At 70.7% G+C, this 18,758-nt stretch carries 20 protein-coding genes; 8 read left to right on the plus strand and 12 right to left on the minus strand.

All coding sequences use genetic code 11. From position 1 onward, the window contains the following. The coding region (locus H343_RS35670; protein ID WP_199778980.1) for an ATP-binding protein at window positions 1-122 on the plus strand (122 nt) is incomplete at its 5' end. A gap of 45 nt (window positions 123-167) precedes the next feature. Here H343_RS35670 and H343_RS0122830 read toward each other — a convergent pair. Continuing rightward, window positions 168-371, minus strand: a complete 204-nt coding sequence (locus H343_RS0122830; RefSeq protein ID WP_037904790.1) for a DUF397 domain-containing protein — start codon at window positions 369-371, stop codon at window positions 168-170. Then, complete coding sequence (locus tag H343_RS0122835; protein ID WP_028433038.1) at window positions 361-1,239, minus strand: Scr1 family TA system antitoxin-like transcriptional regulator; 879 nt, start codon at window positions 1,237-1,239, stop codon at window positions 361-363. The genes H343_RS0122830 and H343_RS0122835 overlap by 11 nt, the downstream gene beginning before the upstream one ends. Before the next feature lie 189 nt (window positions 1,240-1,428). Here H343_RS0122835 and H343_RS32290 point away from each other — a divergent pair, with 189 nt between their 5' ends. Then, window positions 1,429-2,088 carry an ATP-binding protein gene (locus H343_RS32290; protein ID WP_037904792.1) on the plus strand — a complete coding sequence of 220 codons (660 nt, stop codon included), beginning with the start codon at window positions 1,429-1,431 and terminating at the stop codon, window positions 2,086-2,088. A 78-nt stretch (window positions 2,089-2,166) separates the two neighbouring features. On the opposite strand, the gene H343_RS0122845 is transcribed toward H343_RS32290, so the two are convergent. The 5 genes from H343_RS0122845 to H343_RS0122870 form a co-directional block, all read right to left on the minus strand. Next, window positions 2,167-2,610: a subtilase-type protease inhibitor gene (locus H343_RS0122845; protein ID WP_028433039.1), complete on the minus strand. Its 444-nt coding sequence runs from the start codon at window positions 2,608-2,610 to the stop codon at window positions 2,167-2,169. 355 nt (window positions 2,611-2,965) lie between these two features. Further along, complete coding sequence (locus tag H343_RS36105) at window positions 2,966-3,988, minus strand: ricin-type beta-trefoil lectin domain protein (protein WP_051265813.1); 1,023 nt, start codon at window positions 3,986-3,988, stop codon at window positions 2,966-2,968. Window positions 3,989-4,347: 359 nt separating this feature from the next. Beyond that, complete coding sequence (locus H343_RS32300; RefSeq protein ID WP_158679601.1) at window positions 4,348-5,040, minus strand: GNAT family N-acetyltransferase; 693 nt, start codon at window positions 5,038-5,040, stop codon at window positions 4,348-4,350. A 127-nt stretch (window positions 5,041-5,167) separates the two neighbouring features. After that, the gene (locus tag H343_RS32305; RefSeq protein WP_051265819.1) at window positions 5,168-6,394 is read right to left on the minus strand and encodes an MFS transporter; all 1,227 of its coding nucleotides are present in this window, start codon (window positions 6,392-6,394) and stop codon (window positions 5,168-5,170) included. A 65-nt stretch (window positions 6,395-6,459) separates the two neighbouring features. Then, complete coding sequence (locus H343_RS0122870; protein WP_028433040.1) at window positions 6,460-7,359, minus strand: hydroxymethylglutaryl-CoA lyase; 900 nt, start codon at window positions 7,357-7,359, stop codon at window positions 6,460-6,462. A gap of 128 nt (window positions 7,360-7,487) precedes the next feature. Here H343_RS0122870 and H343_RS32310 point away from each other — a divergent pair, with 128 nt between their 5' ends. The 4 genes from H343_RS32310 to H343_RS32320 all read left to right on the plus strand — a co-directional run bounded on the left by H343_RS32310 (window position 7,488) and on the right by H343_RS32320 (window position 11,548). Beyond that, window positions 7,488-8,171, plus strand: coding sequence for an FCD domain-containing protein (locus H343_RS32310; RefSeq protein ID WP_037904794.1), 684 nt, complete (start codon window positions 7,488-7,490; stop codon window positions 8,169-8,171). A 65-nt stretch (window positions 8,172-8,236) separates the two neighbouring features. Beyond that, entirely contained in the window at window positions 8,237-9,442 is a 1,206-nt protein-coding gene (locus tag H343_RS0122880; protein WP_028433041.1) for a CoA transferase, read from the plus strand. 274 nt (window positions 9,443-9,716) lie between these two features. Beyond that, the gene (locus H343_RS32315; protein WP_199778981.1) at window positions 9,717-10,043 is read left to right on the plus strand and encodes a hypothetical protein; all 327 of its coding nucleotides are present in this window, start codon (window positions 9,717-9,719) and stop codon (window positions 10,041-10,043) included. After that, window positions 10,031-11,548, plus strand: coding sequence for a sodium:solute symporter family protein (locus H343_RS32320; protein ID WP_051265826.1), 1,518 nt, complete (start codon window positions 10,031-10,033; stop codon window positions 11,546-11,548). Before H343_RS32315 ends, H343_RS32320 begins: the two co-directional genes overlap by 13 nt. Before the next feature lie 110 nt (window positions 11,549-11,658). Here H343_RS32320 and H343_RS0122895 read toward each other — a convergent pair whose 3' ends face one another. The 4 genes from H343_RS0122895 to H343_RS0122910 form a co-directional block, all read right to left on the minus strand. Next, window positions 11,659-13,077, minus strand: coding sequence for an amidase (locus H343_RS0122895; protein ID WP_028433042.1), 1,419 nt, complete (start codon window positions 13,075-13,077; stop codon window positions 11,659-11,661). Then, window positions 13,068-14,288, minus strand: coding sequence for an MAB_1171c family putative transporter (locus H343_RS0122900; protein ID WP_028433043.1), 1,221 nt, complete (start codon window positions 14,286-14,288; stop codon window positions 13,068-13,070). The genes H343_RS0122895 and H343_RS0122900 overlap by 10 nt, the downstream gene beginning before the upstream one ends. A 5-nt stretch (window positions 14,289-14,293) precedes the next feature. Then, window positions 14,294-14,707, minus strand: a complete 414-nt coding sequence (locus tag H343_RS33655; protein WP_051265829.1) for a hypothetical protein — start codon at window positions 14,705-14,707, stop codon at window positions 14,294-14,296. An 89-nt stretch (window positions 14,708-14,796) separates the two neighbouring features. Beyond that, a complete protein-coding gene (locus H343_RS0122910) occupies window positions 14,797-15,225 on the minus strand; it encodes a helix-turn-helix domain-containing protein (protein WP_028433044.1) in 429 nt (142 codons plus the stop codon). 463 nt (window positions 15,226-15,688) lie between these two features. Between H343_RS0122910 and H343_RS0122915 the strand changes: the two genes are divergently transcribed. After that, window positions 15,689-16,906 carry a CehA/McbA family metallohydrolase gene (locus H343_RS0122915; RefSeq protein WP_028433045.1) on the plus strand — a complete coding sequence of 406 codons (1,218 nt, stop codon included), beginning with the start codon at window positions 15,689-15,691 and terminating at the stop codon, window positions 16,904-16,906. A gap of 342 nt (window positions 16,907-17,248) precedes the next feature. Continuing rightward, window positions 17,249-17,866 (plus strand): TOPRIM nucleotidyl transferase/hydrolase domain-containing protein, encoded by a 618-nt coding sequence (locus H343_RS0122920; RefSeq protein ID WP_028433046.1) that lies wholly within the window; start codon window positions 17,249-17,251, stop codon window positions 17,864-17,866. A gap of 173 nt (window positions 17,867-18,039) precedes the next feature. Here H343_RS0122920 and H343_RS0122925 read toward each other — a convergent pair whose 3' ends face one another. Then, the gene (locus H343_RS0122925) at window positions 18,040-18,600 is read right to left on the minus strand and encodes a DinB family protein (RefSeq protein WP_028433047.1); all 561 of its coding nucleotides are present in this window, start codon (window positions 18,598-18,600) and stop codon (window positions 18,040-18,042) included. Window positions 18,601-18,758: the final 158 nt, after the last annotated feature.

Here is an 18,758-nt window from a genome sequence, read left to right on the forward strand (position 1 = left end):
ACGAGGGCGGACGCGGCCTCTTCCTCGTCGCACAGTTCGCGGAACGCTGGGGCACCCGCTACACCGCCGAAGGCAAGGTCATCTGGACCGAACAGCCGCTTCCCGCCACGGCGGGCGTCTGACTCCGGCGGCCCGGGAGATGCCGGTGAGAGTGAGCGGCGTTCCGCTCAGCCCACATGGCCGAGGAACGCGCGCCACGCGGAGGGGCTGAACCGGAGCACGGGCCCGTCCGCGCGCTTGCTGTCCCGCACGGGAACGAGCCGGGGAACGTTGCGGGCGACCTCGACGCAGTTGCCTTGCCCTCCGCTGTAACTGCTTGCCTGCCACGCTGCGTTCGCGGAAGCGAGCGGTATGTACGGGTCACGTGTCATGTTCGTGCTCCTTGGCAATGCGACGGATCAGTGCGAGCGATTCCGTGGGCGGCAACGCCGAGGTGCGCGCGTCGTCGAAGAGTTCTCGGTAGTAGGCGACCTCGGGCTCCCGCTCCATCCAGATGTTGCCGGTGGGGGTTTCGGTCAGCACGAGATCGAGTGACGTCACCTGCGGGAAACTGAGCAGCACATACGGGCCGAACATACCGGAATGCGCTCCACGGGAGAACGGCAATACCTGGAGGGTGACATTGGGGAGATCCGCCATCGAGACCAAGTGATCGAGCTGCGCACCCATCACGGCAGGGCCACCGACTCGCTGTCGCAGCACACCCTCGGCAAGAACAGCCCAGAGGGACAGAGGCGCTTCACCGGTGAGCCGCTGCTGCCTGGTGATCCGCACCTGGACGAACTGATCGATCTGCTCAGGTGTTTGCCAGGCTCGGGACGCCACCGTCACTGCCCGTCCGTACTCCGCCGTTTGCAACAGCCCTGGTACAAGCTGTGACTCGTACGTCCGAACCCGGTCGCAGATCGCTTCCAGTTCGATCTGGTCGCGGTACGCGTCACCGAGTACAGAGCCGTAGTCGTGCCACCAGCCGTCCCGGCGACGACGGTTGGCGCGGCGCGCCAAGGCACTGAGACGTTCGCGCGTCTCGGTGTCCTCGATGCGGTACCTGTGCATCAGAGCAGTCAGATCCGGTGCCCGGACCGGCACATGACCGTTTTCGAGGCGGCTGATCTTGCCCTTGGTGCAGTCCAGCACGCCAGCGGCTTCCGTCATGGAGACCCCTGCCGCTTCGCGGAACCTCTTGAGTTCTTCGCCGAGTTGGCGGCCGAGCACAGTGGACGGTTTCACAGAAGGCATGTGCAACTGCCTACCAGGTGTCCGACGAAATGAGAGCGGCCAATACTCGAAAGGATGAAGCAGCCCGCGACAGCTCCATGCAATTTTGCATCGATGCCTATGCTGCGAGGAGCTGGCTGTGACGGGCACCCTCAAGTCCCGTCGCAGCAGCCGGTATTCGCATCTGTCACATGAACTTCAGGGGTCGCCATGACCACGCCACCCGAGCAGCCCGTTAATCACGAGTTCGCCTGTCGACTGCCCCGCCGCCGCGGCAGCGTGCCCAGGGCGCGGGCACTCCTGCACGCGGCTCTCGGATGGTGGGGAGCGGACCAAGACGTCATGGAGGCCGCAGAGTTGGTGCTCTCCGAGCTCGTGACCAACGCCCTCCGCGTACGCGTGCCGCACGACCGTCAGGTGGGGGTGCGGATCTCGCGTTCGGTGGGGGAGGGGGTGCTGCGTCTGGAGGTGAGCGACGCGGGCGGCGGCAGGCCCGAGATCCGAACGCCCGGTGACGAAGAGACCGGTGGGCGCGGACTGCTGCTCGTCGAGGCACTGGTCCAGCGCTGGGGCGTACAGGAACGGGACGGCGGGACCGGCAAGACGGTCTGGGCCGAACTCAAGGCCCCGGCCCTCTCTCCTGCCGCCGAGGAGGAGATCGCTGCGGTGGCCGTCCGTTCGGGACAGTACGTACGGGCCTGGGGTGCCTGGCACTTGGTCCGCAGCGTGCGTGGTGAGCACGACGCGTCGGAGGGCCCCGTGGTCGTGCTCGGTCTCGCCGAGGGGCCGCCGCTCCGTGTGCCCGCCTCCGACCCGCTGACGGTGTACTGCGGGGGGCCGGAGGACGGGCGGGAAGGTGGGCGGACGTGACATGCGCCGGTGCCTGGCATGGGGAACCGGCCGCGAGCGTGACCGCCTGCGTTCACGGGGAACCGGTCCCCGGACGGCTCAGAAGGCGAAGACGCTTCCTTCGGTCTTGTTCAGGGTGCAGGGGTTGGCGAAGGTGTGCTCGAACGAGACCCGCTTCCCCTCCCACACGCCGCTCGCGGTCACGACGACCGGGTCCCAGATCCTGGTGCACACCCGTCCCTGCGCATCCGTGGTCGCCACCAGCTGCTGGAACCGGCCGTCGACGGAGCGCAGTCGGTCGCAGGCCCGGCCGGCGGACGGGTGGGTGCCGCCGGGTCTCGGTGCGCAGGTCAGCACCACGGCCCGCTGGACGCCGGCGGTGGCCGCGTTCTCGCCCTTGCCGACGGTCATGACCAACGCCGACGGCGCGTACAGGCTCTTGGTCCCGGTGGAGTCGGCGTGCGCGACACCCGCTCCCAGGCCCGTCACACATCCGAGGACCAGCGCCGCCGATGTGCCCAACACCTTGACTGCGTACCGCATTTCGAACACTCCTTGCTCTGTCTTTTCAAATATCGGACAGGCAGGACTCTTGCGCAGATCGGGCGCGAACGCACGCCGAGCGGTCACTTCCGGTCGTGAAGTACTGACTCACCGTCGGCCGATTGGGGAAGTGCCAGTTCGGGGCGTGGGTCAGGTTGTCCGCAAGGATTTCGGAACGCGGACAAAATGGTTGTAGTTCAACCAGAAACCTCTTTCTGACCTGCGAAGACATGTCGCGCAGCGCGTCCCCGTCGCCCCATCTCGACCGGAAAGCGCCGGTTCGGACGGGAAGGCGGACGCCTCAAGGGGCTGCCCGCGCCCCTGTTGTGACGCGAGGTCGGCCGGGCCGGACGGATCAGACGGGGCTCCACTTCTGGCTGTCGTCCCCGGAGCACTGCTCCAGCACCAGCCAGACGCCGCTCTGGATGCGGCCGTCCTGCACCGAAACGCACTTGTCCGCCTGGGGGTTGACCAGATCGCTGCCCTCGCTCAGCCGGAACTGCTGGGCCGGGTTGCCGCTGCAGTGGGCAAGCTGGATCAGGGTGCCGTCCTTCGTCGAGCCGCCCGCCACGTCCATGCACAGTCCGAGGGCGCGTACGGTGCCGTCGCTCGCGAACTTCCACTGCTGCGACTGTGCGCCCGAGCACTTGAAGATCTGCAACGGCGTCCCGTCCCTGCCCTCGCCGCCGGGGACGTTGACGCACTGGTCCGAGTTGTGGTTCCAGATCCGGTCGGTGCCGGGGGAGCCGTTCCCGCCGTCGCCGGGCGGGCGTCCCTCCGGCGGGGCGTCGTCGTCGCCGTCCTGCGGCGGGCGTTCCTTCCCGTCGTCCTTGTCGTCCGACGGGCCGCTGTGCGAAGGGGGCTTGCTCTCGTCCTCGTCCTTGTCGTCCTCCTCGTCCGAGGACGACTCGCTCGGCGCCGGAAGGGCGGGCTCGGGCAGCGCGCCGCCCTGGGCGCCTTCCCACTCCGGTCCGGGGGTGGCGTCCGACCCGGCTCTCTCCGTCCCGCCCCCGCCGCCGAAGAGCATGAACGCCCCCACCAGCAGGGCGACGAGGGCCAGCGCGGTCACCGAGACGAGCATCGCCCTGCGGGTCGGGCCGGACGGCTCGCCGGACGCCGGTGTCCTCGAACCCGCCGGGACGATACGGGGGTTGACCACCGTGACGACCTCCCCGGCGCTGTCGCCGCCGGTGCCCGTGCCGCTGTCCCCGGTGTCGTCCGGGTCGCCGAACACGTCCGAGCCCGCGGGGAATCCCCGCTCCTCCTGGTCCTGCCCCGCGAAGGGAGCATGCGGCTCCTGGGCCGCATGCGCGGAACCGGCGGCTTCCCGGTCCTCGGAAGCGGCCTGAGGCTGCTGCTCGTCACGGGAGGCGGTCATCGAGTCCTCTCGGTGTGGACGTCCTGAAAGGAAGGGGCCGGGCGCCGGACTCCGCCGAGTCGGTCCGCACGTTCCGTTCTCCGCGCCCGTACGTCCCGCATGCCTGTGGCGTTCCGGGTCTTCCGGGCCTGTCAGGGGCGCAGGTCCCGGTGTCCCGGGGCATCGCGCCAACGGGGCGTGGGATCGCCCGCCCCGAGCCAGTCAACAGCGAACGGCCGTGCGTGTGGAACCACTTCACCGAAGAAACAGCCGGAACGAGGAGTCACTGTTGCTGAAATTCCGGGCGTCAACTGTGCATTCCGCGCACAGGGTTGTCTGCCCGTACATGTCCGGGAACTCCGGACGCGGTGCCGCCGACGTCACCGTCCGGCCCAGCCGTCTCCCGGGGGAAGCCCGAGACGAGGCCGGCCTCCCGGGGGCTCCGGAGCGGGCCAGAACGTGGTGGGCCCCGCGGGTACGGCCCGTGGCCCGTAACCGCCGGCGGGTGGTGCGGCACGGCTCGGGGCGAGCAGTGCGTAGAGGACGGTGTCCCGCCATGTACCGTCCGGGCGTCGCAGGTGCCTCCGCAGCAGCCCCTCGCGCACCGCCCCGATCTGGAGCATCGTGTCGTGGCCCGCGCGGTCGAGGTCGTCCAGCTCCCACTGCACCCGTGTGAAACCCAGGTCGTCGAAGGCGTGCTGCACCAGCAGCAGATGCATCTCGACCCTGGCGTACGTGCCGGACAGCGAGTCCCCGAGCCAGTGCCATCCGATGTCCAGCCGCTGGTCGATGACGCCGATGTCGAGGTAGGCGATCCAGCCCACGGGCCGGAAGGTACGGGCGTGCAGCACGGCGAAGAGGAAGGCCGCGCCCGCGGCCTGCTGGGCGAGACGCTGCTCCACGATCAGGCGCATCTCGGCCTGCGAGCGCGGTGCGAGGACCGGCAGCCAGCCCCAGTCGGTCTCCAGGCCGCCCTGGGCCGCGAAGAGGTCGGGGACGTGATCGATCCTGAGGGGCTCCAGCACGACGTACCGGCCTCGCAGGGCCACGGGAGCGGGGGGCCGCGCTGTCATGGCGGCACGGTAGCGGGCGTTCACCCTCCCGTGGGAGGGATACGCACCATCACGTCAATCCGGAAGCCGGCCCGGCACACCGGTCCGGCACATGGCCCGGCACACCGGCCCGGCACTCCGCTCCGGTTCAGCCGCGGCGACGGGCGAGGCGGCGCGCCCGCTTCCCGGGAGTACGCTCCGCCCCTCCTCTCTCGGCCGCGAGGGGGATCAGCGCGATGGCGGCGAAGGGGAAGAGCGCCGCCACGGCGAACGTGGTGCTGTACCCGACCGCGACGATCATGCTGCCCAGGACCGGCGGTACCGCGGCGGCGAAGGCGTTCTGCACGGTGTTCTGTATGCCCATGGCGCGCCCCGCCCACGAGTGGCCGGCGTGCTCGGCGACCGCGGTGAAGGCGAGGCCGTTGGGACTGACCGTCACCACCGCGGCTGTGAGCACGGCGAGCGCCGCCAGGCCCGGGCCGGCCGCCGAACTCGCAGCGACCGCCAGCAGGATCGTCCCGATCGCGAGCGTCACGAGGCGGAGCGGACGCAGCCGGCTCCGTACGCGGTCCGACCAGTAGCCGGCGGCGAGCCGGGCAGCGGCCCCGCCGACGGCGGCGATCGCCAGCGCGCGGCCTGCCGCGGCCGCGTTCCACCCCTGCTCGTCGACGAGGTGGGTGAGGCCGAACGTGGCGATGCCGAACTGCGGCACGACAAGCAGCGCGCTCACCGCGTGTATGCGCCACAGCGTGCCGGAACGGTAGGGAGAGCCGGTCAAGGCCGAGGTGCCGGCGGCCTCGCGCGCGGGATCGGTGACGGCGACGGCGACGAGCACGGCCGCGAAGAGGGACAGTGCGGCGAGAAAGCCGAACGCCGGCGCGAGCCCGCGCGTGGCGAGAGAGGGCAGCGTCAGAGCCGCGACGGCGATGCCGATCGGCTGTGACGTCTGCCTGACGGCCATCGCCAGGCCGCGCTCGTGCTCGGCGAACCAGCCGAGCACCAGCCGGCCGCTCGCCGCGTGCACCGAGGCGCTGCCCACTCCGGCCAGTACCAGCGCCACCCCGATCGTGCGGTAGTCCTGGGCGAAGACGGCCCCGGTCAGGGCCGTCCCGGACAGCGCCAGACCGCTGCCGAGGATGACGCGCTCCCCCCAGCGGTCCGCCGCCGCGCCCCATGCCACGAGGGTCAGCAGCAGACCCGCGACCGGTGCCGCGACGACCAGGCCGGCCTGCGAAAGGGTCAGGCCGTCCTCGCGCAGGGCCGGTATCAGGAAGGGCAGTCCGTACTGGGCGCTGCACGCGGTGGTCATCGCCACGAAGCCCACGACGAGTACGACCCAGCGCCGGCGGTTCGAGGGCGCGGCTGACGAATCCATCGAATGACCTCTCCCGTGGCCGAAGCCCTCGGCCGTCCAGCGTGTCGCGGCGGGCAACGGCCCCCTCAGGCCGGGAAGTTCCCCGCCCTGCCGAGAAGCGCCGGCACCTCCTTGCCGAGGTGCGTGCCGATCCAGGTGCCGGTACGCGCGGTCGCCTCCGGGTCGAGACCCGTGCCGACGCCCGTGCCGGTGAGCAGGTACGCGAGGTCCTCGGTGGCGATGTTGCCGGTCGCGGCGGGCGCGAACGGGCAGCCGCCGATACCGCCGCAGCTCGAATCCAGCGTGTACACACCCGAGTTCAGTGCCGCCGCGGCGTTCGCGTATCCGGTGTTGCGCGTGTTGTGGAAATGGAAGCGCAGGGACGCGTCCGTGACCTCCCGCGCTCTGCGGACCAGTTCGGTGACCTGGGTGGGCACGCCCACCCCGACGGTGTCGGCCAGCGCGATCTCGGCCGGCCCCGCCTCGGAGACCCGGCGCACCAGTTCCTGGACGTGATCCGCGCTCACCACGCCTTCGAAGGGACAGCCGAAGGCGACGGCGATCGTCACCGTCGCCCGGATTCCCGCCTCGTGGGCGAGCGAGGCGATTCCGGACCAGAGCCGCACACCCTCCTCGGTGGTGGTCCCCTGGTTGCGCTTGCTGAAGGTGTCGGTCGCGACGACGGCGACATTGACCTCGTCCACCCCCGCCTCGACGGCGCGTTCGAAGCCGCGGCGGTTGAGGACGAGACCCGAGTAGGAGACGCCCCCGCCGCGGGGCACGCTGCGCATCACCTCCTCCGCGTCCGCCATCTGCGGTACGCGCCGAGGATGCACGAACGAGACCGCCTCGATGCGCCGTGCACCGGCTGCGATCAGCCTTTCGACGAAGTCCACCTTCGTCGCGGCCGACAGCAGCGTGCTCTCGTTCTGCAGACCGTCGCGGGGGCCCACCTCGATGATGTCCGCACGGGGCTGCTCACTCATCGCCGACCACCTTTCGTACACAATCTTTCCGAGCAGCATTCTGCTGTCCTGGACTTTTGCTGTCCAGGCCCTTGTCCGGCCGTCCATCGATCTCTATGTTGTACACAATCTTGAGAGGAGTGAGGTTTGTGTCACAGGCAGCGGTGAGGGCGTACACCGATCTCCGGTCGGCGATCATGAACGGTGCGCACCCCGCCGGCACGCGGCTGACCGAGTCGCGGCTGGCGGAGACACTCGGCCTCAGCCGCACCCCGGTGCGGGACGCCCTGCGCCGCCTGGAGGCCGACGGACTGGTCAAGGTGACCCCGAACCGCGGGGCCGAAGTGGTGCTGCCGAGCGCGGCGGACTTCGACGAGATCTTCGACGTGCGCAGCGTGCTGGAGGGTCACGCCGCCCGGCGGGCCGCGGAGCGGGGCACCGCCGACGTGGAAGAACTCCGCGCGCTGTGCGAGGCGATGGAGCGGCAGCTGAACTCGCTGGACGAGGGCGGATACGACGAGATCACCCGGCTGAACCTGCGGTTCCACCGGGCCGTGCACCAGGTCGCCGGCCGTCTCATGCCCGACCTGCTGCAGCGGGTGATCGAAGTGCCGCTGGTGCGCCGCACCTTCCACCAGTACACCGCCGCCGAGTTCGAGCGCAGCTTCCTCCAGCACAGGGAGCTGGTGGACGCCGTCGAGGCGGGCGACGGCGACTGGGCGCAAGCCGTCATGCAGTCCCACGTACGTGCGGCGCGGGCCGCGCTGCACCGTGTCGTGCGGGCGCACACCCGGGAGCAGCCGCAGCACCCGCAGGAACTCCGGCACCCGTGAGACCTCCGGCACCACCCGCAAGACCCGCACCACCCGCACCACCCGCACGAGGAGGAATGACCGCTGTGAGTTCGCCGACTGCCCGCGGCCCGCTCTCGGACGTACGCGTCATCGAGACCGGGACGCTGATCGCCGGACCGTTCTGCGGCCAGCTGCTGGCCGACTTCGGAGCCGAAGTCATCAAGGTCGAGGACCCCGAAGCGGGCGACCCCATGCGCAAGTGGGGCCAGAAGCGCGACGGCGTGGCGATGTCCTGGCCGGTCATCGCGCGGAACAAGAAGTCGGTCACCTGCAATCTGCGCGGCGCGGAGGGGCAGGGCATCCTGCGTGAACTCGCCGCGTCCGCGGACGTGCTGGTGGAGAACTTCCGTCCGGGCACTCTCGAGCGGTGGGGGCTGGGCTACGAGTCACTGCGGGAGCTCAACCCCCGGCTCGTGCTCGTCCGCGTCACCGGCTACGGACAGGACGGCCCGTACTCGCAACGGGCCGGGTTCGGTTCGATCGGTGAGGCGATGGGCGGGGTCCGCCACGTGACCGGTGACCCCGACCGGCCGCCGAGCCGTGTGGGCGTCTCCCTCGGCGACTCGCTGGCGGGCACGTTCTCCGCGCTGGGCGCCGTGATGGCGCTGCACGCCCGGCACCGGACGGGCCGCGGCCAGGTCGTCGACACCGCGATCTACGAAGCGGTGCTGGCCCTCATGGAATCCCTGATCCCGGAGTGGGAGGTCGCCGGATTCCGCAGGGAGCGCAGCGGTTCGACGCTGCCGGGTGTGGCCCCGAGCAACTCCTACCCGACCGCCGACGACGCGGAGATCATCATCGGTGCGAACCGTGACACCGTCTTCGCCCGGCTGTGCGAGGTCATGGGGGAGCCGGAGCTGGCGTCCCCCGAGCGGTTCGGCACGCATGACGCCCGCGGCGAGCACCAGGAGGAGCTCGACAGGCTCATCTCCTCCTGGACGCGGCGCCACCCCTCCGAGGAGGTGCTCGGCAGGCTCCACGAGGGCGGTGTTCCCGCCGGGCGCGTGTACACCGCCCAGGACATGCTGCGGGACCCGCATTTCGCGGCGCGGCAGGCGATCGTCAGGCTGATGCATCCCGAACTCGGTGAGTTCCCCGTGCAGAACGTCGTTCCCAAGCTTTCCGACACCCCCGGCGACGTCCGGTCGCTCGGACCGTCTCTTGGCCAGCACAACGACGAGGTCTACGGGGAGATCCTGGGAGCCGACGGCGAACGGCTGCGCAAGTGGCGGGCGGAGGGGGTCATATGAGCCGGAACCTCTGCCGTCCGCGGCCGTGGAAGCCCACCCCGCCCTTATCGGCCGTGGTGTGAACGCTCTTCACCGATGACGCCCGGGCACGCCGCGACGCCGCGACGCCGCGACGCCGCGACACCGCGACACCGCGAGAGCCGCACCGGGCCGGTCGGTACTGCCTCGCGACCCGGGACAGCGGGTCGCCATACGGGTGCGGACGGAACTGGACGAATCCGTGCCCGCCAGGAAGGAACGTGCACCAACCGAACCGACTCTCTGGAGCCTCACCATGGTCCACCGGCCATACCGAAGCCGTCCCCTCAGGGAACCCGTACGCAGCCCCTGGGTGTGGGTGACGATGGTCCTGATCATCCTCGGCGGTGTTCCGCTCTATCTGCCCGCCGGAGCGATCGAGCCGCTCGTCCTCGGGATTCCCTACTGGATGGCGCTGTCCGTCCTCTTCACGCTCCTGTTCGCCGCCTTCACCAGCTGGCTGTGCCTGCGCTGGTGGAATCTGGTGGAGCCGGAGGAGGAGGGCGCCGCAGGCCCTTCCCCCGCTGACGCTCCCGCTCCCGCCGCCCGGCCGGCCGAGGGCGGTGCGCCATGGACGACCTGAAGTTCTCCGGCACCACCGGGATCGTCGTTCTGATCGCGTATGCGGTGATGATGCTCGCTCTGGGCTACCTCGCCGGACGGCAGCAGTCCGGCGCGACGAAGAGCCTGCGGGGCTACTTCCTCGCGGGGCGCGGCCTGGGCTTCGTCGCTCTGTTCTTCACGCTCTACGCCACCCAGTACAGCGGGAATTCGGTCGTCGGCTACGCGCCCGAGGCGTACCGCTCCGGCTTCGTGTGGTGGCAGTCGGTCATGTTCATGATCGCAGTGATCACCGTGTACCTGCTGTTCGCGCCCCGTCTGTACGTCATCGCCAAGCGGAACTCCTTCCTGACGCCGACCGACTGGGTCCGCCACCGCTTCAAGTCGACGCCGGTGTCCATGCTCGTCGCGGTGCTGATGCTCTGGGGCCTGGCCAACTACCTCCTCGAACAACTCGTGGCCATGGGGCAGGGCATCTCAGGACTGACCGGGAACACCGTCCCCTACCAGATCGGTGTCATCGCCTTCGTGCTCGTGATGCTCATCTACTCCTGGATGGGCGGGATGCGCGCCGTGGCCCTCACCGACGTCATGCAGGGCATCGCGCTCCTGGTCGGCATCGTCGTCCTTCTCATCGGCGCGCTGTACCTCGTCGGCGGTGACCTCTCAGGCATCACCGGGTACCTGGCGGCCAACGAACCGGAGAAGGTGGGAGTCCCCCAGGGCGCCGACTCCGTCAACTGGCTGTCCATGGTCCTTCTCGTCGGCTTCGGAGCCGCCGTGTACCCGCACGCGATCCAGCGCGTGTACGCGGCCAGGAGCGAGCGCACGCTCAAGCGTTCGCTGGGCATCATGGCCTGGATGCCGCTGGCGACGACTGGAGTGGTCTTCGTCGTCGGCATCGTGGGGATCAAGATGTTCCCGGGGCTGTCGGAGGCGGACTCCGAGCAGTTGGTGGGGATGATCGCCAACGAGGTGGCGGGCATCAACATCTTCTTCTACGTGCTGATGATCCTGCTGTTCGGCGGAGTCGTGGCCGCGATCGTCTCCACGGCCGACTCGGCCCTGCTGAGCCTCTCGTCCGTGGTCTCCCACGATCTCTACGGCCGCCACATCAACCCCCGGGCGTCCGAGGCGAAGCAGGTCCTCGTGGGGAAGATCGCCGGGATCGCGGTCGTCGCGGTGCTCCTGGTCATCGCCTGGAATCCGCCGACCACCCTGTACAACATCTTCGTGCTCAAGTTCGAGCTGATCGTGCAGATCGCGCCCGCGTTCATCCTGGGGCTCTACTGGCGGCGGCTGCACGCGAAACCGCTGTTCTGGGGCATGCTCGCCGGCGCGGTCCTCTCGGGCGGCTGGACGCTGGCCGGTGCCGAGGTGCTCTACGGCATACCCGCCGGTGTGCTGGGACTCGGCCTGAACCTCGTCGTCTGCGTGCTCGGCTCGCTGATGATCCCGGCGCGGGACGAGGACGAACAGCCGCCGGCCCCCCTCGTGGAGACGGGGGAGGCCCGGTCGGCGCAGTGAGCCGTCCCCGGTCGTTCCCGGTCGTCTCCGTCCGCCGCCGGACGGAGACGACCGGGAACCCTCGCCCCGGACCGTCCGCCCGGGAAGCCGGAACCCGGTGTGCTCCCCTCTCAGACACCCGCCAGCAGGCCAGCGAGGTGTGTGACCGTCCTGTCGCCCAGATAGGGGCCGATGAGCTGAACACCGAGCGGGAGGCCGCCGGCGGTGACACCCAGCGGGACGGTGGCGGCGGGCAGCCGTACCGGGCCGGCGAGGTTGAGCCACGTGGTCTGGTCCCAGTAGGAGCGCCGTTCGCCGTCCACGGTGATGTACCGCTCCGGCAGGGGCACGTCGGGCAGACTCTCGACGGCGGCGGACGGAGCCGCGGGCGTGATCAGGACGTCGACTCCGCGGAAGTACTCCGCCCACCGCCTGCGCATGCGCTGACGTTCCTCGTCGGCGAGCAGCCAGTCCCGGTGCCGGATCGTGCGGGCCAGCAGATAGTCCGCGCCCGGGGACCGCTCCCCGGACGTCAGGCCCCCGGCTGCCTCCACCTCCCCGGCGAACGCCTCCGCGGAGGCACCGGCGGAGGTCCCGGAGAACATCAGGGTGCGGAAGAGCTGGTCCGACGCGGCCATCTCCACCGGTCGGGCAGTGGCGTCCACGTCCGCACCGGCGTCGTGGAGCGCCTTGGTGACCCGTTCGAGCAGAGCGCCCGTGGCGGTGTCCACCGGGCAGTACGGGTCGTCCGCCCAGATGCCGATCCTGTAGTCCCCGAGGCTCTCCCGGCGGGGGGCGGGCAGCGCCAGGCGCCAGGCCGCGCCGTCCTCGGGCGAGGGCCCCGCCAGAACGCTCAGCGCGAGGTCGAGATCGGCCGCGCTGCGCGCGAGGGGTCCGATACTGAGCATGTCCGAGGTCGCCAGCCAGCCGGGCGGGCGGGGGATGTGCCCCCTCGCGGGGACGGTGCCGTGGCTGGGGCGCAGGGTGTGGACACCGCAGTAGTGGCCTGGCAGCCGCAGCGACCCCGCGAGGTCGCTGCCGATGTCCAGAGGGCTCAGACGGGCCGCCACCGCCGCGGCCGGCCCCCCGGAGGAACCGCCGGCCGTACGACGCGGATCGTGGGGGTTCGGGGTGGTGCCGAAGAGCGCGTTGCCGGTCTGGAGGTCCTGGCACATCGCCGGAGTGTTGGTCTTGCCGAGGAGAACGGCACCCGCCTCGCGAAGGCGCGCCACGGCGTCGGCGTCCTGATCCGGGACGTGCTCCGCGAGATGGTCGGCGCCGCACGTGGTGCGCAGGCACTCGGTCTCCAGCGCGTCCTTGACCGTGACCGGCAGCCCGAGAAGCGGTCCGGCGGCATCGCCGCGGGCTCGTCGTGCGTCCGCTTCACCGGCCGCGGCCAGCGCCCCCTCGCTGTCCAGGGTGACCACCGCGTTGTACTCGGGACGGCGCGTGATCCGGTCCAGATGTGCTTCGGTCAGCTCGCGGCTGGAGACCTCTCCCCGCTCCAGGGCGTGCAGTTGGCCGTTGGCCGTGAGGTCGGTCAGATCCATGGGGCCGGGGTGTCCTGTTCGGTCGGTGATGTGTCGAAGTGGGCGGCGACACGCACCAGTTCGCGGACATCGTCGTCCGGGGTGCGTACGGCCTCCCGCATGTGCGCGTCGGCGTACCGGGTGGGGAACCGCGCGGTCTCCCCGCCGCGCCGGAAGGCGGCGAGCGCCGCGCGGATCTGGTCGGCGGTGACGGCCGACGCCAGTTCGGAGCCCGTGAGGCCGACGCTGCGGTGGCGTTCCTCGGAAGCCTCGCGGACGGAGTCCTCCAGGCATGCCTGCAGGGCCCATTGGCCGTCCCGGATCTCCACAGCTCTGCGGTAGAGATGCCACGTGATGGCGCGGACACGCATCCGTGAACCGGTGACGGTACGGGTGGAGTGCAGTGCGATCGAGGGAACGGCCTCGTGCACCGCCTCCCAGAGCGGCGTGAGACTCCGGTAGTCGCGGTGCGCGCGCAGCCGGGACCGTACGTACGGAACGGCGTGCAGCGCCACGGTCGGCACGAAGAAACCGACCAGGCACAGGGCGGTACCGCCGTCGGCGCATATCCAGGCCAGCTCCTCGGCGGCGGCCGACGGTCGAGGCAGCCCCCACAGTGCGGCGCCGACATGCCCGAGCCGTACGGCGCTGTACCCGAAGGTGATCACCGCGCCGATGCCGACGATGCGCAGCCCACGGGCGATCCAGACCTCGCCGGTGCGGTGGGCGGCCTTCCAGCAGCCCACCGCGAGCACGGCCTCGCCGACCGTGTAGGCGACGATGTAGAGCGCCAGATACGCCTGATAGGCGCCGGTGTGCACATAGTTGACGGTGAAGCCCTGCGGTGTCGTCCGGCCGGTCGGGGTCAGCTGGAAGAACAGCAGGACCAGGGCGGCGACGACCACCGATCCCGCCGTCAGGCACAGGCGGGTCCGCTTCCGCGCCTGCCGCGGCGGCAGCGCCCAGTGGGCGAGTACGACCGGCTGCAGGGCCAGCAGCGCGACGACCGAGCCGAAGGCGGCGAGGATGCCCGTGGAGGGACGTCCGGTGGCTTCGTCGAGTGCCTTCCACACCGGTTCCAGCGACACCAGGAACGACAGTGCCGAAAAGCCGTACACACCGGCGAGTGCGGCCAGCGCGTGGTCCCGCCGCAGGTGCCGGGGCGGCCAGAGGAGCAGCAGGAAACCGGTCACAGCCAGCGCCAGGCATATCGGGTGGAGGAGCTGTTGCACGGTCCCTACTTCCTGTGACGCAGCAAGGTCTCGGCTATGCGGTCCCCGTCGGTGTGCCGGCGGGGGCGGTGGATGTGCCGCTGCAGATGAGAGGCGATCAACTCGGCCTCCCTCTCGTCCCGGTACTCGTAGTCGCTGCGGCCCAGCATCACCTTCACCACCTCCGGATCGAGGGTGGTGACCATGCGCTCGGTCACCGGGTTCACGTCGCCCAGCGCCCGGCCGCCACGGTGGTCGCGCAGAATATGGGCCGCCTCGTGCGCGATGATGTGGTCCTGATGCGCACGGCTGGTCTCCTGGTGGACGAATATGTAGTCGATGCCCTCGGCGGTGCGGATCCACATGCCGCACAGGCCCGGCCCGCTGTCCACCGGGGCGTTCTCCAGCCGGATCGAGTAGCCCGTCCGCGCCTCCACCACGGGCAGCAGCTCCCTGATGTTCCCGGCCGGGGGAAGACCGAGACCACGGACGAAGCGACGGCATTCCTGTCGCAGGCCGCGCCGTCGCATCAAGCGGACCCCTCGCCGCTCGAACCGGAGTCCAGACCCTCCTGCCGGCGTATGTGCTCGATGGTGGCCAGGAGCTGTTCGACGCTCTGCGGGGACAGTCCGACTGCGCGCGCGGCCACTCGCTGCACGCCGCTGTCGCGCATGCGCCTGATGATCTCCAGCTCCTCCGAGACCTTGGCGGCGGTCTCGTCGTCGAAGAAGTAGGCCACGGGGACGCCGAAGAACCCTGCCAGGCCCTCGAGATGGCGGCGGGTGGGGTTGTCGCGCCGGCCCGTTCGCAACTGCCACAGATAGACGTGGGAGAGAGTCGGTCCGCCGCGTTCGCGCAGCAGCGCGGCGACTTCCTGGTTCGTGTACGGACCCCGGTCAGGGGGGTGCACCACCTCGAAGAGCCTGTTCAGGCGTTCGCCGAAGGCGTCGGCCGGCATACGGTCCCCCAGGGTGCCGCGATTAACGTGAGTTGACACTGTGTTGCGGAGTGTGCCAGATTGCTCGTCAGTTCGATCAACTGAGGTTAATCGAACCTTGGTTGGCGTGCGTCCGCAGGAACACTACCGACACGTGCCGACCGGTGCGGAGCCGCCCGGCTCGCCGGGAGCACGCGCGCCTGAACGCCCGTCGGCGGACGCATGAGCCGACGCGGCACGGCACGGCGGCCGGACCGGAGCAACCGCGCGGAGGGGGCCGCGCGCGTCACCGGCCAGGTTCCCCGCACCTCATCTCTCCGGCCCGCTCGAGCGGCCCGGTGCGCCAGGTACGTCCCGGCCCGGGCCCGGGGGCCGTCCGCGATTCACGGGGGAATTCGCGGACGGCCCCCGGAGGGGAGAAGTTCAACAGCCCGTCGTGCGCGGGGTACTGACGAGTAAGCCGCTCTGCGCTGAAATACCCCGCATGACGACACACGACCACCCCCACACGCCCAGCCGGCGGTCCCTGCTCGCCGGTGCGAGCGGCCTCCTCGTGCTCGCCTCGGCCCCGGGCACCGCGAGTGCGGCGACCACCCGGACCGCGAGATCGTCCGACGTGCCGGTCAAGCGCACCGGAGCAGCCCGGGCCTCCCGCCTCACCCAGGGCACCACGCTCGTCCACGCGGACCTGCACAACCACACCGCCATGTCCGACGGCGACGGCGACCCCGAACTCGCCTTCGCCTCGATGCGCGACGCGGGCCTGGACGTCGCGGCCCTCACCGACCACGCCACACTGCTGTCGATCGGGGGTCTCAGTTCCGCCGAGTGGGACCGGACCGGGCAACTCGCGGACGCCGCCGACACCCCGGGGACCTACACCGCCATCCGCGGCTTCGAGTGGTCCCACCCTCTGCAGGGCCACGCCAACGTCTGGTTCACCGACGACTGGGTCGACCTCGGCGGCGCGGGCAGCCCGGACTCGCTCTACAGCTGGCTGCAGGGCCGCGAGGCCGTCGCCGGCTTCAACCATCCGGGGCGCGAGGCCGGGATGTTCGACAACTTCAGCTACTCCGCGGAGGCGTTGGAGAAGATGGTCGGCCTGGAGATGTTCAACCGCGGCGACGACTATCTCTTCGACGGCTGGGCCGGCACGGGCCTCTCGCCCCTCGTCGCCTGCCTCAACGCCGGCTGGCGCACCGGCCTGACGGGCGTGACCGACGAACACGGCACCGACTGGGGCTTCCCCGAGGGCAAGGGCCGCAGCGGACTGTGGGTCACCGAGAACACCCGTGCGGGCGTCTTCGAGGCGATGCGGGCCCGGCGGTTCTTCGCAACGCGCGTGTCGGGCCTGCGACTCGACGCGACGGCCGACGGCGTCCGGATGGGCGGCACCCTCGGTCTGGCATCGGGAGACGTCCAGTTCACCCTCGACCTCGACCGCGGCCCCGAGTGGGAGGGCAAACCCCTCAACGTCCAGGTACTGCGGCCGGGTTCACACGCGCCGACCGTCGTGGACGTCATAGAGACCCGGTCGAACCGGCTGACGAAGTTCACCGTGCCCCTGAACGCGGCCGACGGCGACTGGATCGTCCTGCGCATCTCCGACCCGGCCCGGGCCAACCCCTCCCCGGGCCCCGACGGCCACCCGTGCAACGACTGGGGCGTGGCGTACTCGAGCCCGTGGTGGCTCCAGGCGTGACCCGCACGCCGGGTGGCCGGCACTGACGGGGCCGGTCACCCGGCGAGGGCGGGGCGCCGGCCACTCGACCTCTCACCGGTACCTCGTTCATGCGCAAGAGGGCGGCGCACCGACGGTGCTGCCCTCGGGCCTGCGTCAGGGGACGCCGGTGCGGCCGAGCCGCCGATGTCCGCTGTACGGTGCCGGTCCCGCACAGCGGACGGGACGCTGGTTCCACTGCTCCAGAACAAGCCGGGCCCCGGGGCGAGGTGGGTCGGGCCCGTGCGTCGCCGTGCCTGTGAGCCGCCGCCCCCGGGCGGAAATTCCCTGGCCCGGTGGCCGCGGGGGGTGGAGACTCCAGTCATGGCCGACATGGGGGCGTTCCGGGAGGCGGTGACCGCGTGGGTTGCCGGCGGCACCGGAGACCCCGCGCGTGAGCTGGCCGCGCGGCTGCCCGTCCGGGCGGCCGTTCTGCTCGAAGGGCCGAGTGACGCCGCCGCGGTCAGCGCCCTGGCGGCGAGCCGCGGCCGGGACCTGGCGGCCGAAGGGGTCTGCGTCCTGCCGATGGGCGGTGCGATGAGCGTCGGGCGCTTCGCCCGGCTCCTCGGGCCACCCGGCCTCGGGCTCCGTCTCACGGGACTGTGCGACCAGGCGGAGCGTCCCTACTACGCTCGCGCGCTGGAGCGGACCGGTGCGGCGCAGGAAGGGATCTTCGTCTGCGCGGCGGATCTGGAGGACGAACTCATCCGCGCGCTGGGTGTGAGCCGCGTGGAGGAACTCGTACGGGCCGAGGGCGAACTGCGGGCCCTTCGGGCCTTCCTGAGCCAGCCCGCACAGCGGGACCGCACCTCGCAGCAGCAGCTGCGCCGCTTCCTCGGCACGAAGAAGGGCCGCAAGATCCACTACGGCCGCGTCCTCGTCGAGGCCCTCGACCCCGGCCGTACGCCCGCGCCACTCGACGGCCTGCTGGCCGGCCTCTGACGGAGCCTGGGAGAGGTGGTTCTCCGATTCGGCCTGCCTCGGCTCCTACAGCGACGCGGCTCCTTCGGGTCCGGCGCGTACCGATCGAGCGCCGGGCCGCAATGATCGTTGCGCGCCTCTTCCCCGGCCACGGCATCGGCGCACGGGCAACCGCTTCCAGCGGGTCACGTGTGCTACTGCCCCACCCGGCCGTCGATGCGTTCGCGCAGCAGGTCGGCGTGCCCGCAGTGGCGGGCGTACTCCTCGATCCGGTGAACCAGGAGCTCCCGGACGGCGATGTTGTCCCGACCCACCCGCGCGCCCGGATCCGGATACCCGGCCAGCACCGCGTCGGTCGCCGCCTGTTCGCGGGCGAGGTCGGCGAACGCGCCCTCGACCAGCGCTTCTTCCGCGGCGGCTCCCTCGAAGTCGGCATCATCCGCTCCGTACAGCTTCGGTGCGGGCTCTCCCGGCAGCACCCAGTTGCGCCAGTCCCGCTCCACCTCGGCGAGGTGGCGGACCAGGCCCAGCAGGGACATCGTCGACGGCGGCACCGACCGGCGCGCCAGACCCTCCGGGTCCAGTCCCTCGCACTTCATCCGCAGGGTCAGCCGGTAGCCACTCAGGTAGTCGTGCAGAGTCGCCAACTCGCCGTCCGGGCTGGGTCCGTCACTGTTACGGGGATCGTCGTCGGGGTCCGCCCACATGTCGGGGTGGACGTCGGCCCGGCTCCACCGCTCGGGTATGTCGCTCACCGTGTTCACGATGCTGAGCAGCGGCCCGGCACGCAAGCGAGTATTCAGGCGTGCGTGCGTGCGTGCGGGCGGTTGTGCGGGCCTGCGGGCGCGGGCCCGTTCTCAGCGTTCTCACAGGAATGGCACAGGAAGCTCTCAGGGAAGACGCACAGGCTGTG

It is taken from the genome of Streptomyces sp. TAA204, from assembly GCF_000424965.1.

Coding starts and splice junctions, on each gene's coding strand:
- H343_RS0122830 (WP_037904790.1), bottom strand. CDS start 371: ATGACACGTGACCCGTACATACCGCTCGCTTCCGCGAACGCAGCGTGG.
- H343_RS0122835 (WP_028433038.1), bottom strand. CDS start 1,239: ATGCCTTCTGTGAAACCGTCCACTGTGCTCGGCCGCCAACTCGGCGAA.
- H343_RS32290 (WP_037904792.1), top strand. CDS start 1,429: ATGACCACGCCACCCGAGCAGCCCGTTAATCACGAGTTCGCCTGTCGA.
- H343_RS0122845 (WP_028433039.1), bottom strand. CDS start 2,610: ATGCGGTACGCAGTCAAGGTGTTGGGCACATCGGCGGCGCTGGTCCTC.
- H343_RS36105 (WP_051265813.1), bottom strand. CDS start 3,988: ATGACCGCCTCCCGTGACGAGCAGCAGCCTCAGGCCGCTTCCGAGGAC.
- H343_RS32300 (WP_158679601.1), bottom strand. CDS start 5,040: ATGACAGCGCGGCCCCCCGCTCCCGTGGCCCTGCGAGGCCGGTACGTC.
- H343_RS32305 (WP_051265819.1), bottom strand. CDS start 6,394: ATGGATTCGTCAGCCGCGCCCTCGAACCGCCGGCGCTGGGTCGTACTC.
- H343_RS0122870 (WP_028433040.1), bottom strand. CDS start 7,359: ATGAGTGAGCAGCCCCGTGCGGACATCATCGAGGTGGGCCCCCGCGAC.
- H343_RS32315 (WP_199778981.1), top strand. CDS start 9,717: ATGGTCCACCGGCCATACCGAAGCCGTCCCCTCAGGGAACCCGTACGC.
- H343_RS32320 (WP_051265826.1), top strand. CDS start 10,031: ATGGACGACCTGAAGTTCTCCGGCACCACCGGGATCGTCGTTCTGATC.
- H343_RS0122895 (WP_028433042.1), bottom strand. CDS start 13,077: ATGGATCTGACCGACCTCACGGCCAACGGCCAACTGCACGCCCTGGAG.
- H343_RS0122910 (WP_028433044.1), bottom strand. CDS start 15,225: ATGCCGGCCGACGCCTTCGGCGAACGCCTGAACAGGCTCTTCGAGGTG.
- H343_RS0122915 (WP_028433045.1), top strand. CDS start 15,689: ATGACGACACACGACCACCCCCACACGCCCAGCCGGCGGTCCCTGCTC.
- H343_RS0122920 (WP_028433046.1), top strand. CDS start 17,249: ATGGCCGACATGGGGGCGTTCCGGGAGGCGGTGACCGCGTGGGTTGCC.